The organism is Paraburkholderia guartelaensis (assembly GCF_004353905.1).
GTDB classification, from domain to species: Bacteria; Pseudomonadota; Gammaproteobacteria; order Burkholderiales; family Burkholderiaceae; genus Paraburkholderia; species Paraburkholderia guartelaensis.
Window position 1 is genome coordinate 1 of record NZ_SMOD01000041.1, and the last position, 21966, is coordinate 21966.

17 protein-coding genes and 2 pseudogenes are annotated in these 21966 nt (G+C 63.4%); 13 read left to right on the plus strand and 6 right to left on the minus strand.

The annotated features are described in order from the left end of the window. The 3 genes from E1N52_RS34630 to E1N52_RS34640 all read right to left on the minus strand — a co-directional run. The coding region (locus E1N52_RS34630) for a transposase (protein ID WP_133183020.1) at positions 1 to 231 on the minus strand (231 nt) is incomplete at its 3' end. Between the two features lie 465 nt (positions 232 to 696). Then, the gene (locus tag E1N52_RS34635; protein ID WP_133188331.1) at positions 697 to 1626 is read right to left on the minus strand and encodes a DUF2950 domain-containing protein; all 930 of its coding nucleotides are present in this window, start codon (positions 1624 to 1626) and stop codon (positions 697 to 699) included. A 10-nt stretch (positions 1627 to 1636) separates the two neighbouring features. Beyond that, on the minus strand, positions 1637 to 2980 hold the full coding sequence (locus tag E1N52_RS34640) for a DUF3300 domain-containing protein (protein ID WP_133188434.1): 1344 nt from the start codon (positions 2978 to 2980) through the stop codon (positions 1637 to 1639). A 2137-nt stretch (positions 2981 to 5117) separates the two neighbouring features. On the opposite strand from E1N52_RS34640, the gene E1N52_RS34645 reads away from it, so the two are divergent. The 3 genes and pseudogenes from E1N52_RS34645 to E1N52_RS34655 all read left to right on the plus strand — a co-directional run bounded on the left by E1N52_RS34645 (position 5118) and on the right by E1N52_RS34655 (position 9926). Beyond that, positions 5118 to 7718, plus strand: a complete 2601-nt coding sequence (locus E1N52_RS34645) for a plasma-membrane proton-efflux P-type ATPase (RefSeq protein WP_133188333.1) — start codon at positions 5118 to 5120, stop codon at positions 7716 to 7718. Positions 7719 to 7856: 138 nt separating this feature from the next. Then, positions 7857 to 8947: pseudogene (locus E1N52_RS34650) on the plus strand (alpha/beta fold hydrolase). Between the two features lie 106 nt (positions 8948 to 9053). Continuing rightward, positions 9054 to 9926 (plus strand): ADP-polyphosphate phosphotransferase, encoded by an 873-nt coding sequence (locus tag E1N52_RS34655; RefSeq protein ID WP_133188335.1) that lies wholly within the window; start codon positions 9054 to 9056, stop codon positions 9924 to 9926. A gap of 295 nt (positions 9927 to 10221) precedes the next feature. On the opposite strand, the pseudogene E1N52_RS34660 reads toward E1N52_RS34655, so the two are convergent. Both E1N52_RS34660 and E1N52_RS34665 read right to left on the minus strand, forming a co-directional pair. Next, a pseudogene (locus E1N52_RS34660) lies at positions 10222 to 10371 on the minus strand (type II secretion system protein GspG); the annotation flags it as partial. Continuing rightward, positions 10301 to 10954, minus strand: coding sequence for a divalent metal cation transporter (locus E1N52_RS34665; RefSeq protein ID WP_342777934.1), 654 nt, complete (start codon positions 10952 to 10954; stop codon positions 10301 to 10303). The gene E1N52_RS34665 and the pseudogene E1N52_RS34660, both read right to left, overlap by 71 nt. Before the next feature lie 32 nt (positions 10955 to 10986). Here E1N52_RS34665 and E1N52_RS34670 point away from each other — a divergent pair, with 32 nt between their 5' ends. The 9 genes from E1N52_RS34670 to E1N52_RS34705 all read left to right on the plus strand — a co-directional run bounded on the left by E1N52_RS34670 (position 10987) and on the right by E1N52_RS34705 (position 20704). Continuing rightward, entirely contained in the window at positions 10987 to 11541 is a 555-nt protein-coding gene (locus E1N52_RS34670) for a type 1 glutamine amidotransferase domain-containing protein (protein WP_133188339.1), read from the plus strand. Between the two features lie 51 nt (positions 11542 to 11592). Next, positions 11593 to 12525: a hypothetical protein gene (locus E1N52_RS34675; RefSeq protein WP_133188341.1), complete on the plus strand. Its 933-nt coding sequence runs from the start codon at positions 11593 to 11595 to the stop codon at positions 12523 to 12525. After that, on the plus strand, positions 12522 to 13193 hold the full coding sequence (locus E1N52_RS34680; RefSeq protein WP_133188343.1) for a gluconate 2-dehydrogenase subunit 3 family protein: 672 nt from the start codon (positions 12522 to 12524) through the stop codon (positions 13191 to 13193). The genes E1N52_RS34675 and E1N52_RS34680 overlap by 4 nt, the downstream gene beginning before the upstream one ends. Next, positions 13084 to 14847: a GMC family oxidoreductase gene (locus E1N52_RS34685; RefSeq protein WP_425468185.1), complete on the plus strand. Its 1764-nt coding sequence runs from the start codon at positions 13084 to 13086 to the stop codon at positions 14845 to 14847. Before E1N52_RS34680 ends, E1N52_RS34685 begins: the two co-directional genes overlap by 110 nt. A 66-nt stretch (positions 14848 to 14913) precedes the next feature. Then, positions 14914 to 15066: a DUF6496 domain-containing protein gene (locus tag E1N52_RS44290; protein WP_165842125.1), complete on the plus strand. Its 153-nt coding sequence runs from the start codon at positions 14914 to 14916 to the stop codon at positions 15064 to 15066. Positions 15067 to 15272: 206 nt separating this feature from the next. After that, positions 15273 to 16310 (plus strand): cytochrome c oxidase subunit II, encoded by a 1038-nt coding sequence (gene coxB / locus E1N52_RS34690; RefSeq protein ID WP_425468186.1) that lies wholly within the window; start codon positions 15273 to 15275, stop codon positions 16308 to 16310. A 16-nt stretch (positions 16311 to 16326) separates the two neighbouring features. Beyond that, positions 16327 to 18945, plus strand: a complete 2619-nt coding sequence (gene ctaD / locus E1N52_RS34695) for a cytochrome c oxidase subunit I (RefSeq protein WP_425468187.1) — start codon at positions 16327 to 16329, stop codon at positions 18943 to 18945. Further along, positions 18942 to 19385, plus strand: a complete 444-nt coding sequence (locus E1N52_RS34700; protein ID WP_133188351.1) for a hypothetical protein — start codon at positions 18942 to 18944, stop codon at positions 19383 to 19385. The genes ctaD and E1N52_RS34700 overlap by 4 nt, the downstream gene beginning before the upstream one ends. A 23-nt stretch (positions 19386 to 19408) precedes the next feature. Continuing rightward, complete coding sequence (locus E1N52_RS34705) at positions 19409 to 20704, plus strand: c-type cytochrome (RefSeq protein WP_246089336.1); 1296 nt, start codon at positions 19409 to 19411, stop codon at positions 20702 to 20704. Positions 20705 to 20783: 79 nt separating this feature from the next. On the opposite strand, the gene E1N52_RS34710 is transcribed toward E1N52_RS34705, so the two are convergent. Then, complete coding sequence (locus E1N52_RS34710; protein ID WP_133188355.1) at positions 20784 to 21074, minus strand: hypothetical protein; 291 nt, start codon at positions 21072 to 21074, stop codon at positions 20784 to 20786. A gap of 179 nt (positions 21075 to 21253) precedes the next feature. Between E1N52_RS34710 and E1N52_RS34715 the strand changes: the two genes are divergently transcribed. Continuing rightward, complete coding sequence (locus E1N52_RS34715) at positions 21254 to 21964, plus strand: MgtC/SapB family protein (RefSeq protein WP_246089337.1); 711 nt, start codon at positions 21254 to 21256, stop codon at positions 21962 to 21964. The last annotated feature ends 2 nt before the right edge of the window (positions 21965 to 21966 follow it).

Sequence of the window (21966 nt, forward strand, 5' to 3'; positions counted from 1 at the left end):
CACGCGATTGAGATAGCCGTAGATGTAGATCTTGAGTAGCACTGCCGGGTGGTAAGACGGCCGGCCTGTGGTCGCAGGCGTGGCCCCTTCAAATCCCAAAGAAGCCAGATCGAGTTCTTCAACGAATGCGTCGACGATTCTGACCGGATTGTCTTCTGCGATGAAGTCCTCGAGACATTCCGGCAGCAGCGTCGCCTGATTGCGGTCCGCACCTTCGACAAATCGCCCCATCTTCGCCTCTCGCAACAACGGGTTGATTCAGTCTAGGCGATCGATGCGTTTTTACACAGCCTCGGCCATGAAGAGTCCTTCGTTGTTGTCGTTGACCTGACGCTCAGGTGTCGGCTTCGATCAGTTTCCGGCCGTTCGCAGACGCCTCACCATACTGTCGCGTCCGCCAGTGCTGATACTCAGGGGTTGCGGTTGATAAGGCAGTTTGAGTTACTTTCCTGTCGTCCGGACCTTCGACGTCGCGAATGACAGGTTTCACAACGAGTAGAGCGTACCTAGACCACATCAGTCGGTCCGCACTTGCCCGGCTCTCCGCCTCAAATTCAACGCCAAACGGTTGTCGAACAGCGAGTTCCAGCGGTTCAGCGGTGTGACCGGCCGTAGATGGGAACGCAAGGGGCAGCCCTATCGTCGATTGCCCCCCGTAGTCACCCGATTCCATGACGTACTTTGCAGATGGCCGCCTCATTCGCTATCGCGATCGGGAACCTTGCTCCAGCCCGGCCCCGGGTCGAACCATTTCGTGGCTTGCGCTTTCGCTGCGCTCTCTGGCCCGAGATCGCGCTCATAGACCTCGCCGGAATGGCTCACCATGAACGTCTTGATCCCCGTCTCGCCGTACTTCACCGGCCAGGCGATGACCGCGAAGCCTCCAAACAGCTTGCCCTTCACGACGTAGTTATAGGCGCCACCGGGTGCGTTGGGCCCCTGGGACTCCAGCAGCTTGAAGTGGTACCCGTAGTAGCCGGCGTTCTGCGCATTGCGCGAACTCGCATCGACGAAGGCCGCGCCAAGCGGACTTGGCGTGTCATCCGGCCCGGTTGGCCAGTACAGTCCGTCGTGCTTGCCTGGGGAGCTCACCATCTTTGAGGCGTAGGCGAGCACACCAACACCGCCGTGATTGGTCTGCGCGTATTCGCGTTGTGCGTCAAAGATCGCCATCATCGTCTGGATGACGGCCAGCTCGTTGCGGCCAATGCGCCGCAAGCGCACATCTTCGGCGCCCGCCCGCGTATCGAAATGCCATCCCTGGTCATGCTTGACGAGCGGGACCGGGAACGTCCAGCCGTTGTCGCCCACGACGATGTGCGCCTGCCCGGCCTCCCCTGGCTCGATGGTGTGGGACTTTGCCCACTCGGCGATGAAGGTATCCCTGACCGGGGCGCCGACGGGCGGGATCAGCTCCCGAAAGTCGTTGCCGAAAATCGTGCGTAACTGGTCCTCCCGATCCTTGATGACGGCGTCGCCAAAGGCGTTCATCGCAGCCTCCGGTGAACTGAAGTTCTTCTGTGCGTGCGCCGCGGGCACCGTCGCGACCGACAGCACAACCGCCGCCGCAAGGTTCGCGAACGTCAGCGTCAGCAACTTTTGCACACCTCGTGGATGAACGTTCATGGTCCACTCCCTAGCGCCTGCCACCGCGTCCACCGCCGCCGCGCATGCCGCCGCCCGCTGGCCGGTTGAAGCCGGAACCCTGCATGCTTCGGCTGCCCCTGTCGAAGTTGCGCTGCGAAGCGCTGCCACTCCCCCCGACGCCGGAAAACGCGCCGTCGCGCCCGCCGCCATATCCCCCGCCATAGCTCCCCCGACTACCATTACCTACGCGGTTCATATTGCCGGGGGAGCTGCGATCGGCTACACCGCCCCGGTCCCCCACTGACGCACGATTGCCTGCGCCGCCCCTGTCGGCGCCCGTGGCCATGCGGTTACCTGCCTCGGCACCGCGCCCGCGATACTGGGACCGCCGGTCGGCCCCGGGCGACCCGGCGAACTTGTCGCGGGTGGCGTTATCCCGGTAGGCGACGCCCTCACGATGGCCTGCATCGTGTTGCCAGCGGCCGCCTCGCTCTCCGTTCTTGAGCTTCGAACTGTCGAAGTTACGGTCGACGTTCCTGGCCCTGTCGGAGTCGATGTTGATGTCGTCTCCGCCCCAACACGAGTTGCAGTCCGCGAAGATCGCACCGGCAGCAAGAAGGCCGACGCCAAAGGCGAGGCCCGCGCCGGGATAGTAACCGGGGTAGTAGGCGGGATACGGCGGCCAGTAGTATGGCGGATACGCCGGATAGCCCCAGCCGCCATACACGACAGCCGGGTCATAGGCTGGCACATAGATCACCTGCGGGTTAGCGGGCTCGATCTTCACGATGGTCTGCCCGCTGCCAGCAGGTGCCTGTTCGACGATCACGTTTTGCTGTTCGTTCGACTTGAGGTTGCCCGACTCCTGCGCCCGTGCCCGCAAGCGCTGCACCGCATCGAAGACGTCTTTTTGCTGCGCAAGAAAGGCGTCGCCGAGTTTCTGCGTCCAGTCGATCCTGTCGTTCATCGGCTCAAGTATCTGCGGGAACGCCACCAGCGATTTCACACTCGTATCCCACGGCTCGTTCTGTACCGCCTTCACAGCGGCGTCGCCCTTTACATTCGCATTCGCTTTCACCCAACGCGCGGCGTGCACGATCTCCAGCGGATAGGTCGAAGCCATCAATACCTGAGCCAGCAAGGAGTCCGGGTAGAGAGCAATCGGCGCGACGAGAGCATCGATCTCCTCTGGTTTGAATGGCGCAGGGCCCGATGACTCAGCGGCCGATGGGGCGGTGGCCGATAAGGGGGGAGCTGATGGCGCGGTGCTCAATGTCGGGGGGCCCGATGGCGGAAGCCCCGCCGACCCGTGATCTGCACACGCCGAAATTGTCGCCAGCAAAACCAGCCACAAGAATAAGGCTCTCACCCCTCGGGTTTTCCAGTTATTCATGGCCACTCCTTCCGGCGGTTTATTGACGCGGACCAGGAGATTTTCCTGACGGTCATAGAACCGTCCGTTGCTTTCGTGGTTCGGTGCCCGGATGGGTTCGGCCGGGTCTAGCAAGAGATTCGTGTGGAGTTCCCGCTGGCGCAGACCAGGTTCCGCACGTGCGAACCCTCCCCATTCGATAAGACAGCTGAACTTCGGGCTGGTCAATGAGACCTTGGTCCGACAGGTCAGGGACGTCGGGCTTCCAGGATGGCCTTCGATGAGTTCTGGCATCTTGAAGGCCGACGGCGTCCAGACACTGAGCAGCGAGGTGGCGCTGATCGCAGCGGCCGCACCAGCCTCGTGGCGCCGAAAATTGGGGTTGACGAGACCATCAAGGCTACGGCTATCGAGCCGCGCTCCTGCCTCGCCGGGCGGGTTGGGCGTTCGTTGACCCGGGCGGCAGGCAGCACGATCGGCGAACATGCGTATTCGACCGCGCGCGTCGCCGGACTCTGAATGCCGGCGGGACGAATGCGTTGAGTGGGCTACGGCGCACGCCTATCGGATCACCGCTGCACCCTGAAAGTCACCGATGCGGTTGTTATGCGCTCTAGGTCCCCAAGGGGTCGAGCAGCGACATCAGCATCGCGCGGTCTTCGGCCATTATGAGTCACTTGATGGTCCGAATCCCAAGACGTTCAGGCGACGCCTGACGAACACCAAGCATCCATACACTCAGCGAACACGAATTCTTGCCTCCGCGATTCGCGGCCCGATGGTTACACGGTGCGTGCGTCATAAGGTGACGATTTCATTGACCCGGAACGTGCGACTTCACGACGCCAAAACCCGTAGCCGGTACTGCGGAAAGCTGATCGACATCAAACGGTTGGTATGCAGAGACGCGACCATTTCGCGTGTGACTACAGCTCGTCCGAGTTCTATGTCTGCATTGGCGATGGAGTTCTGTTATGGGCTGCGGTATACAGATAGCCTATGTCGGGTTTTCCAGTACGGTATCCTCAGAGAGGCGAACCTCGTACACGGCAATTGCTGGAGACGTGCCTTGGCGCTCAATCGCAAACACGAGGCCGCACGAGAAACGGGGTGGCTGAATTACTCGGCATAGAGGTAAGGCGGTGATCGGCCGGTTTCTGCCACTCAGAGAAGATTGGCGATCGTCTGCTCGGAGACGGCCATGAGCCATCTCGCTTAAGCATCGAATACGGGCGCGTACCATCGTCCGAGAGATGAATCGTGGTGGACGATAGTGCCCCGGATGAATAGTGAACACTGAACAGACATTCTCGATAGCCGCTGCCGAAGTAATCCGCGCGATGCGAGAAGCAAGCGTTTATGGGCCTGCCGCTGTCAGTTCTATTGCTCGCATACCTGCCGTAAGGGAGGTGCTGGACGCCGTTTTAGACGAGCTAGGGCATCAGGGAACACGGCACGCAACGGACTATGGGCGCGCAATGCTGGTCATTTGCGATCGTGAGACCGCGTTCGGGACCCTTCGACGCATCCGGCAACAATGGCGATTTGACGACCCCGTATCACCCTTACAGTCTTCGCCTGCAGCGCCCAACCCCAATTTCTATAAGTTAGATAATTCTCAAGATGACTAAATTCCTCGCGATCCACGTAACGAACCCAGATGTCGGCTAGGTGCGGCGACGCAGGCATGGTGGCCGTCCGAAACCAACTTTTAGGCAGTCGCACCTACTGGAACCGCGATGGTCGCAGAAGGGTCGGCGACAGCCGACCACGTCGGGCAGTAAGCGGCCATGAAGCGACGGTCGCGGCGTCGCCTTGAATGACTTTAGTGGGCATTGAACCGGACGTTGATGCCGGCAGGAAGCAAGCGGTCTGGTTCTTCCGATGCGCGCGGCGCGAGCGTATCGGACCAAGGTCCGATTGCACCGCCGGGTGACCGACGCCGATACTGCTTGACGCACGCGTACGCCGGAAGGCGGCTCTCGCACCCATCGGAAAGCACAATGAAAGAGAGTGGTCGCGAGGTCACTGCTTTCCAGTGCTGCGGGGCAGTATTGCGCCATTCCTTGCCGCTGCGCATCGCGCGCAGGGGTCTTTTCCTCTTGCGCGCGGCCCGACACGGGAAAGGATAGGCAAGCATCAACCGATGGGGGTACGCATGGCTACGCTTGCCTCGCAATCCACCGATGAGCATGCACCGGCTGCGGCCGCCGCCGCTCAGGACCTCGAAAAAGCGCCGGTAGACACAGTGTTGATGGCACTCGGCGTGCAGCCCGACAAGGGATTGAGCAGCGCAGAGGCAGCCGCACGCCTCGCCAGATACGGGCCTAACGCCATCGTCGAAAAGAGCGTGAGTCTGGCGCGCAAGATTCTGCAGCATTTCACCGGCCCTATCGCCTGCATGATCGAGGCCGCGGCGCTTGTGTCAGCGGTCATCGGCCATTGGGACGATTTTGCCATCATCACCGGGTTGCTTTTCTTCAATGCCGCGCTCGAGTTCTGGCAGGACCATAAGGCCTCCAATGCCTTGACCGCGCTGAAGAATGGACTGGCGCCCGAGGCAACGGCACTGCGCGATAGCCAGTGGCAGACCATTCAGGCGGAGACGCTCGTACCCGGTGACGTCGTCAAGGTACGCCTGGGCGTCATCGTCCCCGCCGATCTACGCTTCGTGAGCGGGGACTACGCTTCGATCGATCAGGCCGCGCTTACCGGGGAGTCCCTACCGGTTGCGAAGAAAGCAGGCGACGAGGCTTACTCGGGCAGTGTGGTCAAGCAAGGCGAAATGGAGGGCGTCGTCATTGCGACTGGGGCCAATACGTTCTTCGGTCGCACGGCCAGGCTGGTTGAAGGTGCCGGCGCAGTGAGCCACGCCCAGAAGGCGATGTTCCAGATCGGCAACTTTCTGATCGTGGTCGCGGTGACGCTCGCGCTGATCCTGGTGTCGGTCAAGGTACATCACGACATCATCGTCGCCGACGACTGGGGGTGGCAGGATGCGCTCGGCATCCTGCAGTTTGTTCTGGTCCTGCTCGTCGCATCGATTCCCGTGGCCATGCCAGCAGTGTTTTCCATCACGATGGCCCTGGGTGCGCTTGCGCTGTCGAAAGAGAAGGCCATCGTTTCGAAACTGTCGGCCATCGAGGAAATGGCCGGGGTCGACATCCTTTGCTCCGACAAGACGGGAACCTTGACGAAGAACCAGCTCACCGTGGGTGACCCGATTCTTTTTTCCGCGAACAGCGCGGATGATTGCATCCTTGCGGCTGCCCTGGCGTCGAAGATCGAAGACCGCGACGCAATCGACACAGCGGTGCTCGTCGCATTGAAGGATCAGGAGAGGCTGAAAGGCTTCAGCCAGCAGAAGTATGTCCCGTTTGACCCGGTGACCAAGCGCACCGAGGCGACTGTCACGGATGCCGGTGGCAAAGCCATGGTGGTGACCAAGGGCGCACCGCAGGTCATCGTCGAGCTCGCAAAGCCGGCACCCGAGATTGCGCTGCGAGCCAGGAACACCGTGGATGAACTCGCGGCGAAAGGCTCGCGGGCTTTGGGCGTGGCGCGCTCCGAGGACGGAGGAAGCAACTGGCTCCTGCTGGGAATACTGCCGATGTCGGATCCGCCCCGCGATGATTCCAGGGCGACCATCGAGAGGGCAAACGCGAAAGGCGTGAGCGTCAAGATGATCACAGGCGACGACACGGCGATCGCGATCGAGACCGCTCGACAGCTCGGCCTCGGCACACATATCATGCCGGCCTCCGACGTCTTTCCGAAAAACATGGACCCCAACCATGTCCCGCCCGAAATCGCTGATGCGATAGAACGCGCGGACGGCTTCGCCCGCGTCTTTCCCGAGCACAAGTATGCGATCGTCAAGGCCTTGCAGGCCCGGGGACATCTGGTCGCCATGACCGGTGACGGCGTCAACGACGCGCCTGCCCTGAAGCAGGCCGATTGCGGCACCGCCGTGTCCGGCGCCACCGACGCAGCGCGCGGTGCGGCTGCGCTGGTGCTGACGGCTCCGGGCCTGTCGGTGATCAACAACGCAATCGATGAAGCAAGGCGGATTTTTGGGCGGGTTACCAGCTACACGATCTACAGGGTGGCCCTGACGATGGACATCATGTTTCTCGTTGTGCTGTCGACGATCTTTCTCGATCTTGCACCGCTTACTGCCGTCATGATCGTGATCATGTCGCTGCTCGACGATGTGCCCATCATGACGATCGCCTACGACAACACGCCCGTAAGCGCGAAGCCGATCCGCTGGCAAATGGGTCGACTCCTGGGCATCTCGGGTGTGCTCGGGTTGTTTTCGATTGTCGAATCGTTCGGGTTGCTGCTGGTGGGCATCCGGATCATTTCGCATTCACATTTGCAGCAGTTTTTCGGACTGTTCGACTCGCACCAGTTGCAGACCGTCATGTTCCTGCAACTCGTTGTTGGCGGACACCTGCTGCTATTCGTCACACGAACGGAACGATTCTTCCTGTTGCCGCCGTACCCGGCAGCACCCCTCGTTGTCGCGATTCTGCTGACACAGATCGTAGCGGCGTTGATGTGCGGCTTGGGCTGGCTCATGCCCTCGATACGCTGGGGCCTGATTGGATGGGTGTGGGTCTATGACCTCGCCTGGATGTTCGCGCTGGGAGGCGTTCGATTGCTGACCGAGCGGATCGTCGACTATCGCACCGTGCGCCAGGCGGCCAGTCTGCGCATGCTCAATCAGTCGCTACGGCACCATGCAACGTCATGAACGGAACATCGCAAACGAACGGTGTTTCGACACACGGGCTGGCACCCGTTTGATGGTCTGCAAATTTGTGAATGAATCAAGGCAAGGAGATGAACCATGTCGACGCAAAAGTCCGGCGCGGGTCAGGCGGCTTCCTCGATGAGCGTGCCGGCATTCTGGCCCGTGACGATGGCTGCAGCGCTGATGGAGCAAGCGTAGAACTGTATGCGAAAAACCTTAAGTTCGTCGCTGAGGAGATCAAGATCCACGATGAGCTGAGACCGACTCTGGCAACCCCGAACAACGTAAGTCTGGACTTGCGCACCATGGTTCTGCGCGACTATGGAAAGCCCCGTCGTTTGCCGACCCTCGTCAACGCGCCATACGCGGGACACACGGCAATGATCGCCGATTACCACAACGGCCAGAGCCTCGTTCAGACATTGCTCGCAAACGGCATCGAGCACGTGGCCCTGACTGACTGGAAGTCGGCCACGATGGACATGAAGGACCTCGAAATCGACAACTATCTCGCCGAACTGGTTGTCGCCATCGATGATCTTGGCGGGAGGGTGAATCTGGTCGGCCTGTGTCAGGGCGGCTGGACATCTGCCATGATTGCCGCGCGTTTTCCGGACAAGGTAAACGCCCTCGTGCTCGCCGGATCGCCGATCGACACCGATGCTGGCGAAGGACCGATCAAGCAGATGGTGCATGAGTCCCCCCTATCCTTTTATGAGGAACTGGTTGAACTTGGCGGGGGACTGATGAAGGGCGAGTTCATGCTGCAGGGATGGAAAAACATGCACCCGGCTGAACACTATGTCCAGGAGCATTTGGAGCTGTATGAACACGCTGACGATCCGGTCTATCTGGCGAAGAAGGAAACGTTTGAAAGCTGGTACGAAAATCCGATTGATCTGCCCGGCCGCTGGTATTTGCAGGCAATCAAGCAACTGTTTCAGGAGAACCGGTTTGCCAAAGGGAAGTTCATCGGACTTGGACGTCAGCTGGATTTGCGAAACATCACCTGCCCCGTGTACCTGCTGGCCGGCGCGAGTGACGACATTACGACGCCCGAGCCGGTCCTCAACGCGACGAAATACATCGGCACACCGGCGGACCATATCGTTTCGCGGACGGTGCCGGGCGGACATGTCGGGCTCTTCATGGGCGCTCGCACGCTTCAGGAGGGCTGGCCGCAGATTGCTCGCTGGCTGTCTGCGCAGTCGGGCGCCCGCGCCGCCTGAGCCTCCTTTTTTCTTGCGATCCTGTGCGGTCGATTCTCGCCAAATGGGCGAAGCGCGCCCGGCAGCCACAGATATCCCAGCTTAGCAAGCTGGCATGGAGGTCACCATGAAGATCGACACGGAAGAATTCAGGGTGGGGGCGGGTGACAAGGTATCCCTCAAGGACTGGACGACTCGCGTCGAGCCGGTCTACAAATCGAAGGAACAGTATCACAAGGTCCTGACCGATCACATTGCACGGCTGAGCGCGTTGCAGAACCTGCTCTATGCAGACAACCGCTTTGCCGTTCTCTTCATCTTTCAGGCGATGGACGCGGCAGGCAAGGACGGCGCTATCAAGCACGTCATGTCGGGCGTCAATCCCCAAGGCTGTCAGGTCACCAGCTACAAGCATCCAAGTGCAGCCGAGTTGCAGCATGATTTTCTCTGGCGAACCACGCGCAACCTGCCCGAACGGGGAAATATTGGAATCTTTAACCGATCCTACTACGAGGAAGTGCTAATCCTGCGCGTGCATCCTGAGCTCTTGCTCGCGGAAGGATTGTCGGGAGCGGCAAATTCTGGCGAAGCGCTTTGGGAAGGGCGATACCGATCCATTGTGGATTTTGAAAATCACCTATATCGCAATGACACGCGCGTCGTGAAATTCTTCCTGCATCTTTCGAAGGAAGAGCAGCGCAACCGGTTTCTTGATCGAATCGACGACCCGGGCAAGAACTGGAAGTTCAGTGCTGCAGACATCGAAGAGCGGAAATTCTGGCCGCAATATATGGAGGCTTACGAGCAATGCCTTAGCGCTACCAGCACAGAGCATGCGCCATGGTATGCCGTTCCTGCAGACGACAAGGAAGACGCGCGATTGATCGTGTCACAGATCATCGTCGATACGCTTGAGGCACTGAAGCTGTGTTATCCCAAAACCAGCGCTGAGAAGCACGCAGAGCTGGCAAAGATACGCGCGGCGCTTGAAAAGGAGTAGCGCCAGGCGGTACGTCTTCCAACCATTCACATCGGCTACCCCGGGGCTGTCCGTTGAAAAATCGGCAATCGGCGAGCCTGACCGTTGTAGCTTGAAAAGCCGTCATACATCTTCGTACCTCCAACGACCGGACAGGGTCGAGTTGAACCGACCACATCGGGCAGCAGCCGGGCCAGGAGCGGTGCGCCGCGCTGTCAGGTTGGCCTCCGCCGCTGACAACACGGGACGGACGTACGGATTCGGACATACGGATAGCGCCGCTGTAAGCATCGGGTCCGCAGTGAAAGGGGGCGGGCTATTCCCACGAGCCTATATCGGCGTCGTCGCCTTCACCGCCTTGCTTTACGTCGGCGCCGTAGCTGAACACGTCGATCTCACCATGCACGCCCGGATTGAGGTACCGATATGCGTTGCCCCATGGATCGTTCGGCAAACGCTGCAGATAGCGACACGCAGGCGAACAGCAACGTGAAGAGCGGCACCGACCCCCGGAAAATCAGTTGCGCGGCCTCGCCCATCGCCAGCATGTCGGCGGCCATGTTCAGCGTGTTGGCGCCGAGAAAGCGGACGACCGCGAGCCAGAACAGCCAGCGCGAATAGTGTTTGCGCATGTTCGCCGTCAGGCCCTGGCCCGTCACGGCGGCGACGCGCGCGGCCACCATTTGCAGCGCCACCATCGAAGGATAGGAAAGCACGCAGACCCACAACAGATCGAAACCGTACTGGGCGCCGGCCAGCGAGTACGTGAGGATGCCGCCGGGATCGTTGTCTGTGGCGATCGTGCCCAGGCCCGGACCGATATCCGCCGCCCAGCCGTGCGCCGCCAGCTTGTAAGTTCGATCGAATCGGCTCGCGAAGAAGTGTCGCGGCCGGGTGGGCTCGCCGGCTTTCATGGCAAAGGGAAACGGAAATGGCGCGTGCGAAAACCGTTGCTCACGCAGACGGCATTCCCGGGTCCAGGGACCATAGCCCCGCGATGACGTGGCATCCCGCTTGCTGTGTCGAAGAAACACCCTTAAACGCTGCATTTCCAGGTCTTTGTCACCAGGAGGGAATCGCAATGGCCAACATTCTCGACAACTGCAAGGTCGCAATCCTTGCTGTGGATGGATTCGAAGAGGTCGAACTTACCGAACCGCTTCGCGCGTTGACGGAAGCCGGCGCGCAGGTGGACGTGATCTCACAGAAAGACGGCGAGATTCAGGGCTTTCGGCACGTCGACAAGGGAAGCAGGGTCAAGGTCGACCGTACCTTCGGTGGCGCAAAGGCCGACGACTACGATGCAGTCGTGCTCCCGGGCGGCGTGGTGAACAGCGACGCCATCCGCCTGATTCCCGAGGCGCAGGCGTTCGTGCGCGCGGCCGACGACGCACGCAAGCCCATTGCGGTGATCTGCCATGGCGGCTGGCTGCCGGTATCGGCGGGCATCGTCAAGGGACACACGATGACGAGCTGGCCGTCGCTGCAGGACGATATCCGCAACGCGGGCGGCAAATGGGTCGACGAAACCATGGTCCACGACGGCAATTTCATCACGAGCCGCAAGCCCGATGACCTCCCAGCCTTCAACGCGGAACTGATCTCCACGCTTTCGGCCGCGGCAGGCACGGCATGAGGCCGGAGGTAGGTTGAACCGGGCAATGCAACAGGACACGGAGCGCCTCAGATGACACAAACGACCCGCGTCGTCGCCGGCATCGCGAGCGTGGCTGCGGGCACTGCGCTCGCGATCTGGTCGACTCGCGACCTACGAGAGGCGAAACGGACGCGCGCGCCCGGCAAACACGTCGCGGCGGCGCGTGCGTTCAATCACGGCTCCGCCCTGCTTGCGCTCTCCGTGCTGGCCGACAGCGCGATGGAGCACTACCGCGGATCATTCGAGAATCGTGCAATGTACCTGCCCCCCGTGGTCGCGCTCTGCTCGCTGGGCGCAGCGCTCCATGGCGGCGCCGATCAGCGTGCGGCTTCGCATCGGCTGCGGCATGCGATCCAGATTTGCGGCGCGGCAACGGGCGCAACGGGCACCGCCTTCCATCTTTACAACGTGACGAAGCGTCCCGGCGGCCTCTCCTGGCACAACCTCTTCTATGGCGCTCCGGCGGGGGCGCCGTTCGCGCTCGTGCTCTCCGGTGTGCTTGGCGCGATCGCGGAGCAGTTACGCGATGAACCCGAGCACGATCCACAGCTTTTCGGCATGCCCGCCGGCAAGGCGCTTGCACTCGTCGCGGGCGCGGGACTGCTCGGCACGGCGGCCGAAGCCGCGTTGCTGCACTTCCGCGGCTCGTTCCAGCATCCGGCCATGTATGCACCCGTGACGATCGTGCCCGTGGGCGGCGCGCTGCTCGCCCACGCTGCGCTCGCCCCGGCCCGGCATGCGGCCCGCGCGAGCGCCTTTGCGCGCCTGTGGCTGCGTCTCACGGCGGCGCTCGGCTTCGCGGGCCTCGGCTTCCACGCGAACGGCGTCGCGCGCGCGCAGGGCGGCTGGCGCAACTGGTCGCAGAACCTGTTCGCGGGGCCGCCGCTGCCCGCCCCGCCCTCGTTCAGCGCGCTCGCGCTCGCGGGGCTGGCCGCGTTGCGCATGCGGGAGACGGAACGATGAAGCCCATGCCGAAGTACCCTGGCTACGATGTGCTGGCCAAACGCGGCACGCCGTCATGGGACGCGCCCACGCGCGCAGTGATCGACGCGCGGCTCAGCACACCGGACAAAGCGCGCTATCTCGCCCCTTCGCATTGGCAAACGCTGATAGCACTGTGTGCCACGATCGTCCCGCAACCCGGCCGGGGGGAATACGCCGATAACCCGCCCGTGCCCCTCGCCGCGCTCGTGGAAGGCAAGCTGCTGGAAGACCGCCGTGACGGCTTTCGCGATGCTCGCCTGCCGCCGTTGCGCGTGGCGTGGGAAACGGGACTCGCGGCGCTCGACGAGGAAAGCGAGAGGGCGTACGGCGCGAGCTTTTCTCAACTGGACGGGGAGCAGCGGCGCACGCTGGTCTCCCGTATGCAGCGTGGCGAGTTGCGCAGCAGGGCGTGGCACGACATGCCCTGCGACCTGTTCTTTACGAAACGCGTGCTGCACGACGTGACGGCGGCGTACTGGTCGCATCCCGCCGCATGGAGCGCGATGGGCTTCGGCGGTCCGGCGAATCCGCGCGGCTATGTGCGCCTTTACACGAACCGGCGCGATGCGTGGGAGGCCGTCGAAGCGCAGGACGATAGCGATGCCGCACAGCGAGCCGCGCGCCGGGAGAACGAGCGTGTGCGCTGAGCGCAGCGACGGCGCGCCTGACGCACGTGCGGCGCCGCGCGGCAAGCACGGCCGCGCGCCGGACGTATTCCGGCGCGGCGGTTGGATACCAATGCGCGAATACGCGCTCGACGAGGCGGTCGATTTCGCCATCGTCGGCACCGGCGCCGGCGGCGCAACGCTTGCCTGCCGGCTGGCCGAGGCGGGCTTTCGCGTCGTCGCGTTCGATGCGGGGGCGTGGTGGCGTCCGCTGGAGGAATTCGCCTCCGACGAAACGCACCAGGCCAAGCTCTACTGGACCGACGAACGCATCTGCGACGGCGAGAACCCCCTGCAACTGGGCAGCAACAACAGCGGCAAGGCCGTGGGTGGCAGCACCGTGCACTTCGCCATGGTCTCGCTGCGCTTTCGGCCCGAGTGGTTCCAGTCGCGCACGAAGCTCGGCTACGGCGCCGACTGGCCGCTCGACTGGCGCGAGATGTGGCGCTACTACACCGAAGTCGAACAGGCGCTCGGCATCTCCGGGCCGGTGAACTACCCGTGGGGACCGAAGCGCCCGCGCTATCCGTATCGCGCACACGAGGTCAACGCGGCGGGGCTCGTGCTCGCGCGCGGCTGCGAGACGTTGGGCATACCGTGGTCGCCCACGCCGCTCGCCACGCTCTCCGCACCGCGCGGCGACGCGCATCAGTGTGTCTATCGCGGCTTCTGCGTGACGGGCTGTGCGACCAACGCCAAGCAAAGCGCGCTCGTCACATGGATTCCGCGCGCGGTCCGCGCCGGCGCCGAAATCCGCGATCTCGCGATGGTCGGCTGCATCGAGACCGATACACTGGGCCGCGCGAGCGGCGTGCGTTTTCATCGTGAGGGGCGCTGGCACTTTCAGCGCGCCCGCAACGTGGTCGTCGCCGGGTACGCCATCGAAACGCCGCGCCTCCTGCTCCTCTCCGCAAACGGACGCTTTCCTGAAGGGTTGGCGAACGGCTCGGGACTGGTCGGCAAGAACCTGATGGTGCAGGCAAACCAGGCCGCATGGGGCACGCTCGAAGACGAAATCCGCTGGTACAAGGGGCCGCCGTCGCTCGCCCTCACCGAGCACTGGAACTACGAGGACAAGGGCAAGGACTTTCACGGCGGCTACTGCTACATGAGCCAGGGGCCATTGCCGCTCGTGTGGGCGGCGACGCAATCGAGCCGCGGCCTGTGGGGCGACGCGCTCGTGAGCGAGATGGCGAAGTACAACCACGAGGCAGGCCTGAAAATGGTGGGAGAAACGCTGCCGCAGGAGCGCAACCGCGTGACGCTCGCCGAGGAGAAGGACGCGCTCGGCCTGCCGGTGGCGCGCGTCACCTGGTCGATGTGCGACAACGACCGGCGGCTCGTGCGCCACGCCCTCGACTACATGAGCCGCGCGCTTGCCGCGGCGGGCGCGAGCGAGATCTGGACGCAGGACGACGACACCTGCCACCTCAACGGCACGGCGCGCATGGGCAGCAATGCGCAGACGAGCGTCGTGAATGCCGACTGCCGCTCCTGGGACATCCCGAATCTGTGGATCTGCGACGGCTCCGTGTTTCCAACGGTAGGCGGCGTGAACCCGTCCCTCACGATCCAGGCGATTGCCTGCCGCACCGCCGACCGCATTCAGGTGCTCGCCGCGCGCGGTGAACTTTGAAGCGTATGCGAGCGCAACACAGGCACCTCGTGCGTGAAGCCGAATACTTTTTCCGAGGAGATCATCATGCCGCTCAGCAAGGGAAAATCGCGCGAAGCCATTTCGAAGAACATCAAGACGGAAGTGAAACAAGGCAAGTCGCAGAAGCAGGCAGTCGCTATCGCGCTCAATCAGGCGCGCAAGTCCGGCGCGAAGATTCCGAAGAAGAATCACAAGTAAAAGCCAGGCCGGGAAAACTGGCGCAGTCCGATCGGGCTGCCGGGCACGGCGGGTGCGCACCGGGCCGCAAGCGCACAAAAAGCGCCATCGAGGAGCCCAATCATGTCCGGTGACCGGCATGCTAACGCTGCGCACATGCGATCGCCGCGGGCGGCGCTGCTGCCATGACGCGCTGCACGCCACGCCAATCGGCACGCATGTATAGCATGGTGAGGTTTGTGGCGTGCGCCAGCTTGGGAACCGCCTCCCCCGGCTGCCTGGCCGGCACTCCGCTCGCTTATTTTCTCCACAGTGCCGGCCCGGCGTCCGGGCCAGTGCGGGTGCTTGACTGGGCGCTCGCCGCGCTCTGCGTGGGCGTTTGCATCGTCATCGCGGTGCTGCTTTACGCAGCGATACGCCGTAAGCGCCGCGAGAGCGCCTCGCCTGACGCGGCTCCGTCGCAAACGAGCGTGGCCGATGAACGGGACGAGCGGGACGAGCGCACCGCGAACCGCATCATTGCGATCGGCACCGCCATTTCCGCGGTGCTGCTGCTGGGCGCGCTCGTGGGCATGTTGCGCGTGCTGGCCGCCGTCGCCGATCCGCCGAGCGCGCCTGCCCTCGCCGTGACGGTCACGGCTTATGACTGGTGGTGGAAAGTGACCTACAGGACGCCCGATGGCGCGAGCTTCGCAACGGCCAACGAAATTCATATGCCCACCGGCCAGCCCGTGCGCGTCGACCTGCAAAGCGCCGACGTCGTGCACGCGTTCTGGGTACCCGCACTTGCGGGCAAAACCCAGGCGATTCCCGGCCAGACCAACCATCAGTGGCTTCAGGCGGATCAACCCGGCGTATGGCGCGGACAATGCACGCAATTCTGTGGTCCGCAGCACGCGCACATGGCGATGGAAGTCGTGGCGCAACCACCCGACGACTTCGCCCACTGGCTCGACGCCCAGGCAAAGGCCGCCGCGCCAGCGCCGGACGGCGCGCCGACACGCGGCGAAAAACTCTTCATGGCGCGTTGCGCAGGCTGCCATACCGTTCGCGGCACGCAGGCGGACGGTGCACAGGGACCCGACCTCACGCACCTCGCCTCGCGCCGCCTGATCGCGGCGGGCACGATCGCCAACACACCCGCCAACCGGCTCGAGTGGGTCGCACATGCACAGCAGCTCAAGCCCGAATCGCTGATGCCCGACATTGCCCTCACCCCCGCCGAGGCGAGCGACCTCAGCGCGTGGCTCGACACGCTCCAGTGACATGAACGATATCCCGGTGTCCCCCTCGTCAGATAACGCTCCCGGGCGTCCGGAACGACTGCCGGCGCGCCCACGCGCGAGCCGCCTCTCGCGCGTGCCCGAAACGGGCACGGCCCCGCTCGACGAAAAGACGCTGCGCGACCTCGAAAAGATCTGGGAAACGCGCCCTGGCTGGCGCGGCTGGCTCTCGACGGTGGACCACAAGACCATCGGCTTGCGCTACCTCGTCACCGCGTTCGTGTTCCTCGTCCTGGGCGGCGTGGAGGCGCTCATCATGCGCCTGCAGCTCGCGCGTCCCAATGAAACGCTCCTCACGCCCCAGCAATACGATCAGCTCTTCACGATGCACGGCGTGACGATGATCTTTCTCTATGCGCTGCCCGTGCTGAGCGGCTTTTCGAACTACCTGTGGCCGCTCGTGCTCGGCTCGCGCGACATGGCGTTTCCACGCCTGAACGCGCTGTCGTACTGGGTTTTTCTCGGCGCGGGCATCCTGCTTTATGCGAGCTTCCCCACCGGCCAGGCCGCCAATGCGGGCTGGTTCAACTATGTGCCGCTTTCCACCGCCGCCTACGACCCGGGGCCCAACATCGACGCCTACGCGCTCGGCATGGTGCTGCTCGGCATCTCCACCACCGTGGGCGCGGCCAACTTCGTCATCACCTTCCTGCGCATGCGCGCAAGCGGCATGTCTGTCGCGCGGCTGCCCATACTCGTATGGGGCACGCTCACGGCCTCGGGCGCCAACCTGCTCGCCGTGCCCTCGGTGAGCCTCGCGTTCTTCATGCTCTGGCTCGACCGCAACGCCGGCACGCACTTCTTCGACACCACCGCGGACGGGCGCCCGCTGCTCTGGCAGCATCTCTTCTGGATCTTCGCGCACCCGTGGGTCTATGTGGTCGTGCTGCCGGCCATGGGCATCGTCTCCGACGCACTGCCCACGTTCTGCCGCCGCCCCATCGTCGCCTACGCGGCCGTGGCGCTCTCGACGGTCGCGACCATGCTGGTGGGCTTCGAAGTCTGGCTTCATCACATGTTCGCCACGGGGTTGCCGCCGCTCGCGCTGGCGTTCTTCGGCGCGGCCAGCATGGTGATTTCCGTACCCAGCGCCATCGCCGTGTTCGCGTGGATCGCCACCATCTGGACCGGCAAGCCCGTGTTCAAGACGCCGTTCTACTACTTCGCGGGCTTCGTGCTGATGTTCACGGTGGGCGGCGTCTCGGGCGTGATGACCGCCGCCGTGCCGCTCGACTGGCAACTCACCGATACCTACTTCGTCGTGGCGCATCTTCACTACGTACTGCTCGGCATCAACGTGTTTCCGGTGCTGGGCGGCCTCACGTACTGGTTCCCCAAGTTCACCGGGCGTCTCATGCACGAGCGCTTCGGAAAATGGACGTTCTGGGTCACGTTTATCGGCTTCAATCTCGGCTTTTTCCCGATGCATATTTCGGGACTGCTTGGCATGCCGCGCCGCGTGTATACGTATCCCGAAGGCATGGGCTGGGACACCACCAATCTGCTTACGAGTGTCGGGGCGTTCGTGTTCGCGGCCGGCATCGCCATGTTCATCGGTAATGCGCTCGTGAGCGTGCGGCGCGGCGCGCGCTCAGGCGCGAACCCCTGGAATGCTTCGGGGCTCGAATGGTCCACCTCGTCGCCGCCACCGCCGTACAACTTCGCGATACTGCCGAGCGTACGGTCACGCGATCCGCTCTGGCAGCCCGACGCGAATGCACCACGGCCGGGCTACCTGCTTCACCGCGGCCGCGAAGCGCTGGGCGTCACGCCCCTCACGGGAGACCCGGACGTTATCCTCAAGATGCCCGAGGACAGCTACGCGCCCCTCGTGCTCGGCGTGGCCTCCACGTTCGTGTTCGTGGGACTGCTGCTGCATTCGCATTCGCTCACGGTGCTCGCCGGCGTGATCTGCGCGCTCGCCCTGATCGCCTGGTCGTGGCCGCAACGCTCGCTCGGGCAGCGCGAACCGTTCGCACCGCAAAACGCGGTGCCAACCGTTGCCTGCGCAGGACAAAGCGAAGACGAGACGCTGGCCCTGCCCGTGGGCAGCGCAGGCGAACATGCGGGCGGCTGGTGGGGCGTGCTGACGCTCGTCGTCACGGAAACCGCGCTGTTCGGTTATCTGATCTTCTCGTATCTCTACCTCGCCTCGCAAAGCGCGCAGCCGTGGCCGCCCGAAGGACTGCCGAAGCTCGGCATGAGCGGCCTGAACACCGTGTTGCTGATCCTGAGCAGCGTGTTCGTGTGGCTCGCCGGCGCGTTCGTGCGACGAGCGCGATCCTGGCCCGCGTTCTGGTCGATGATGGTCGGCATTGCCTTGGGCGTTGCGTTCGTGACGATCCAGTTCTTCGAGTGGCACAACCGGCCCTATGGGCTCGCCACGAATCTCTATGGTTCGCTCTACTTCACGATTACGGGCTTTCACATGGCTCACGTGATGGCCGGCATTGTGATGCTCGCGTGTCTCGCCTTCTGGATCGCACGCGGCTATTTCGATGGCAGGCGCGATGCTGCGCTCACGATCGGCGGGCTGTACTGGCACTTCGTCGATGTGGTGTGGCTGTTCATATTTTCGGTGCTCTACCTCTCGCCGTACTGGATGCGAGGACGATGATGCAGCCCGCAGCTCATACTCGCACGCCCAGCCCACCGGGCAAGCGCACCACTCCCACGCTCCTTCAGCACGTGGCTATCTGGTATGGCCTGCTTGGCGTGCCGCTCGTGTGGGCAGGCCACGTGCTGTTTTGCCAGACACTCGTGGCGACCGCGTGCGCGGGCGGTGTTCCCCAACGCAATGCCCAGCCGTGGCAAGTCGTGCATTGGGTGCTTCCGCTGGTTTCCGCCGTGGCGTTCGCGCTTGCGCTTGCCGGGTCGCTGTCGGCGCGCCATGTCTGGCGCGCGAGCGCCACGCTCAAGTCGCCGCAGCGCGATACCTTCCGCTTTCTCTCGTGGAGCAGCACCGCGGTTGCGGTAGCGTTCACGATTGCCCTCGTCTTCACGATCTCGGTGCTCTTTGCGTTACCGCTGGAGCGCCTGTGCGGGGCGCTGCGATGAAGGAGCGAGCAAACAGGATAGCGATGCTGGCCGCGCATAGGGCGAGTTACGTCGCGGCGCTCGCGTTACTCGCGGCGTGCCACCACGACCCGCAATTCGCGACGGCAAAGCCGCCGCCCGATGCCGCCCAGATCGCGCTTGGCGAAAAACTCGCGAAAGCCGGCGATTGCGCTTCGTGCCACGACTCCGCGAGGCGTGAACCCTTTGCCGGCGGCCAGCCCGTGAACTCCCCGTTCGGACCCATCTACGCGAGCAACATCACACCGGACGCGACGTATGGCATCGGCAACTACACGCCCGCGCAATTTGCGGCGGCGTTGCAGCGCGGCGCGGCGCCTGGCGGCAAGCGGCTTTATCCGGCCATGCCTTATCCTTCGTTCGCGGCCCTTGATCCGCATGACGTCAACGCCCTCTACCAGTATTTCATGTACGGCGTGAAGCCCGTGGCGAACGCCACGCCGCAAACGCATCTGCCGTTTCCGTTCAACCAGCGCTGGGTCATGATGTTCTGGCGCATCGCGTTCGCGCAGCATGGACTGTTCAAGCCCGATCCCCAGCACTCCGCGCAGTGGAACCGTGGAGCGTGGCTCGTGCAGGGCCTTGGCCACTGCGGCGCGTGCCATACGCCGCGCGGGCCTGCCTACAACGAAATGGGCTACACCGAGCACAGCCCGCTCTACCTCACGGGCGGTGTGACTGACCACTGGTACGCGCCAAATCTCACGGGCGACCCCGGCAGCGGCCTCGGCCGCTGGAGCGCGGACGAAATCGCCGCCTTCCTGCGCGACGGCCACAATGATCGCGCTTATGCGTTCGGCGCGATGGCGCCGGTGATAGGCGCAAGCACGCAATACATGAGCGACGACGATCTGCACGCCATCGCCACATATCTGAAGTCGTTGCCCGCGCGCGAGGCGAGCGGGCAGTATGTCGATTCCGCCACCGTACGCGCCTCGACCATGACGACCCTGCATAGCGGCATGCCTGAGAGGCCGGGCGCAGGGCTTTATCTTTCGTTCTGCGCGAAATGCCATGGCGCAGATGGTGTCGGCACGCCCGACAAAGCGCCGCCGCTGGCGGGCAGCTCGCTCGCGCTTTCATCGGACCCGACGAGCATGCTGCGCCTCATCGTCGAAGGCAGCCAGAGTCCCCAGACCAGCGGGGGAGGCGAGCCACGCAAGATGCCCGCGTTTCGCACACAGTTCACGGACAGCGAGATCGCACAAGTCGCGAGTTTCGTGCGCGGCGCATGGGGAAATAACGCCGCGCCAGTGGCGCCGCCCGAGGTCACGCGACTGCGCGAGGCGATTCATCGTTGACGACGAATGTGGCAGATATGGCAGATGCGGCAGGCGGCTTGCAAGGCTGTCTGCCGCCGCTCCACTCACCCTGTAGGACCTAGTGCCCCTTGGTGTCGCTGCTCGCGTCCGCCCCTGGATTGTTGGTCGTATCGTTCATGGGCTTCTTCGCGTGGGTCTTTTTCTGTGTGTGATGCATAGGCTTGGGCGTGGTGCCCATGGTAGTGGAATTCTGCCCGGCGTCCGGAGGTTGCGTGCCGGTCGCGCCGGCGTTTCCGGTGCCGCTGCTACCGCCTCCGGCTCCGCCGCCCGAACCTTCGGCCAGCGCGAAGCCGGATGCGGCAAGGGTGACGCTCACGAGCGCCGACATGATGTAGTGACGTGCTTTCATGATTGGCTTTCCTCATCATCGTGTTGAAAGAGATGCGGGCGGCCAGTCTGAAAACCACCGCACGCATTGCCTGTAAGCGCATGAGGCGTGCCATACACCGGCCACGCATTCCTTCGCGGGGCATGCGGTTTGCGCCCTTGCGAGGATCGATCCTCACTCATTCAACATCCATGAACCCGATGCCACTTGCCGTCAGCTGGCCCGATTTCGTCGCACGGTTAGTCGTAGCGGCGATGGCCGGCGCGGTGATCGGACTGAACCGCGGGGAGTCGGGCAACGCGGCCGGGTTGCGCACGACGATGCTTGTCTGCCTCGCCGCATGCCTTGCGATGCTTCAGGTGAATGTGCTGCTGCCACAGGATGGAAGAACTCAGGATTCGTTCATCACGCTCGACCTCATGCGGCTGCCGCTCGGCATCCTCTCCGGCGTGGGCTTTATCGGCGCAGGTTCGATTCTGAGAAAGGACGGCCTCGTGCAAGGCGTCACGACCGCGGCGACGATGTGGTACGTGACCGTGATCGGGCTTTGCGCGGGCGGTGGACAGTACGTGCTCGCCATTGCCGGAACCGCGCTGGGGCTCGTCGTACTGCAAACGCTCGATCGCCTCGAAGACTACCTGCCGCGCGGCCGACGCGCCCAGGTCACACTCGGCCACGACGCCGATGACAACGCACGTGAACTGCTCGACGCAGCACTGCGCAACTGCCATTGCCGGATCTTGCTGCATGGTGTGACGCACCAGACGTCCGACGTTGCAGCACACCGGCGTCTCGACACCTCCTTCGAAGTTCGCTGGCGAGCCCGCCCCGGCGACGACGCCGTGGAAGTGGCGCTTTCCAGCCTTGTCGCCCGGGTGCATGAAGAGGCGTCGTGGTCGATCGAGCGATGACC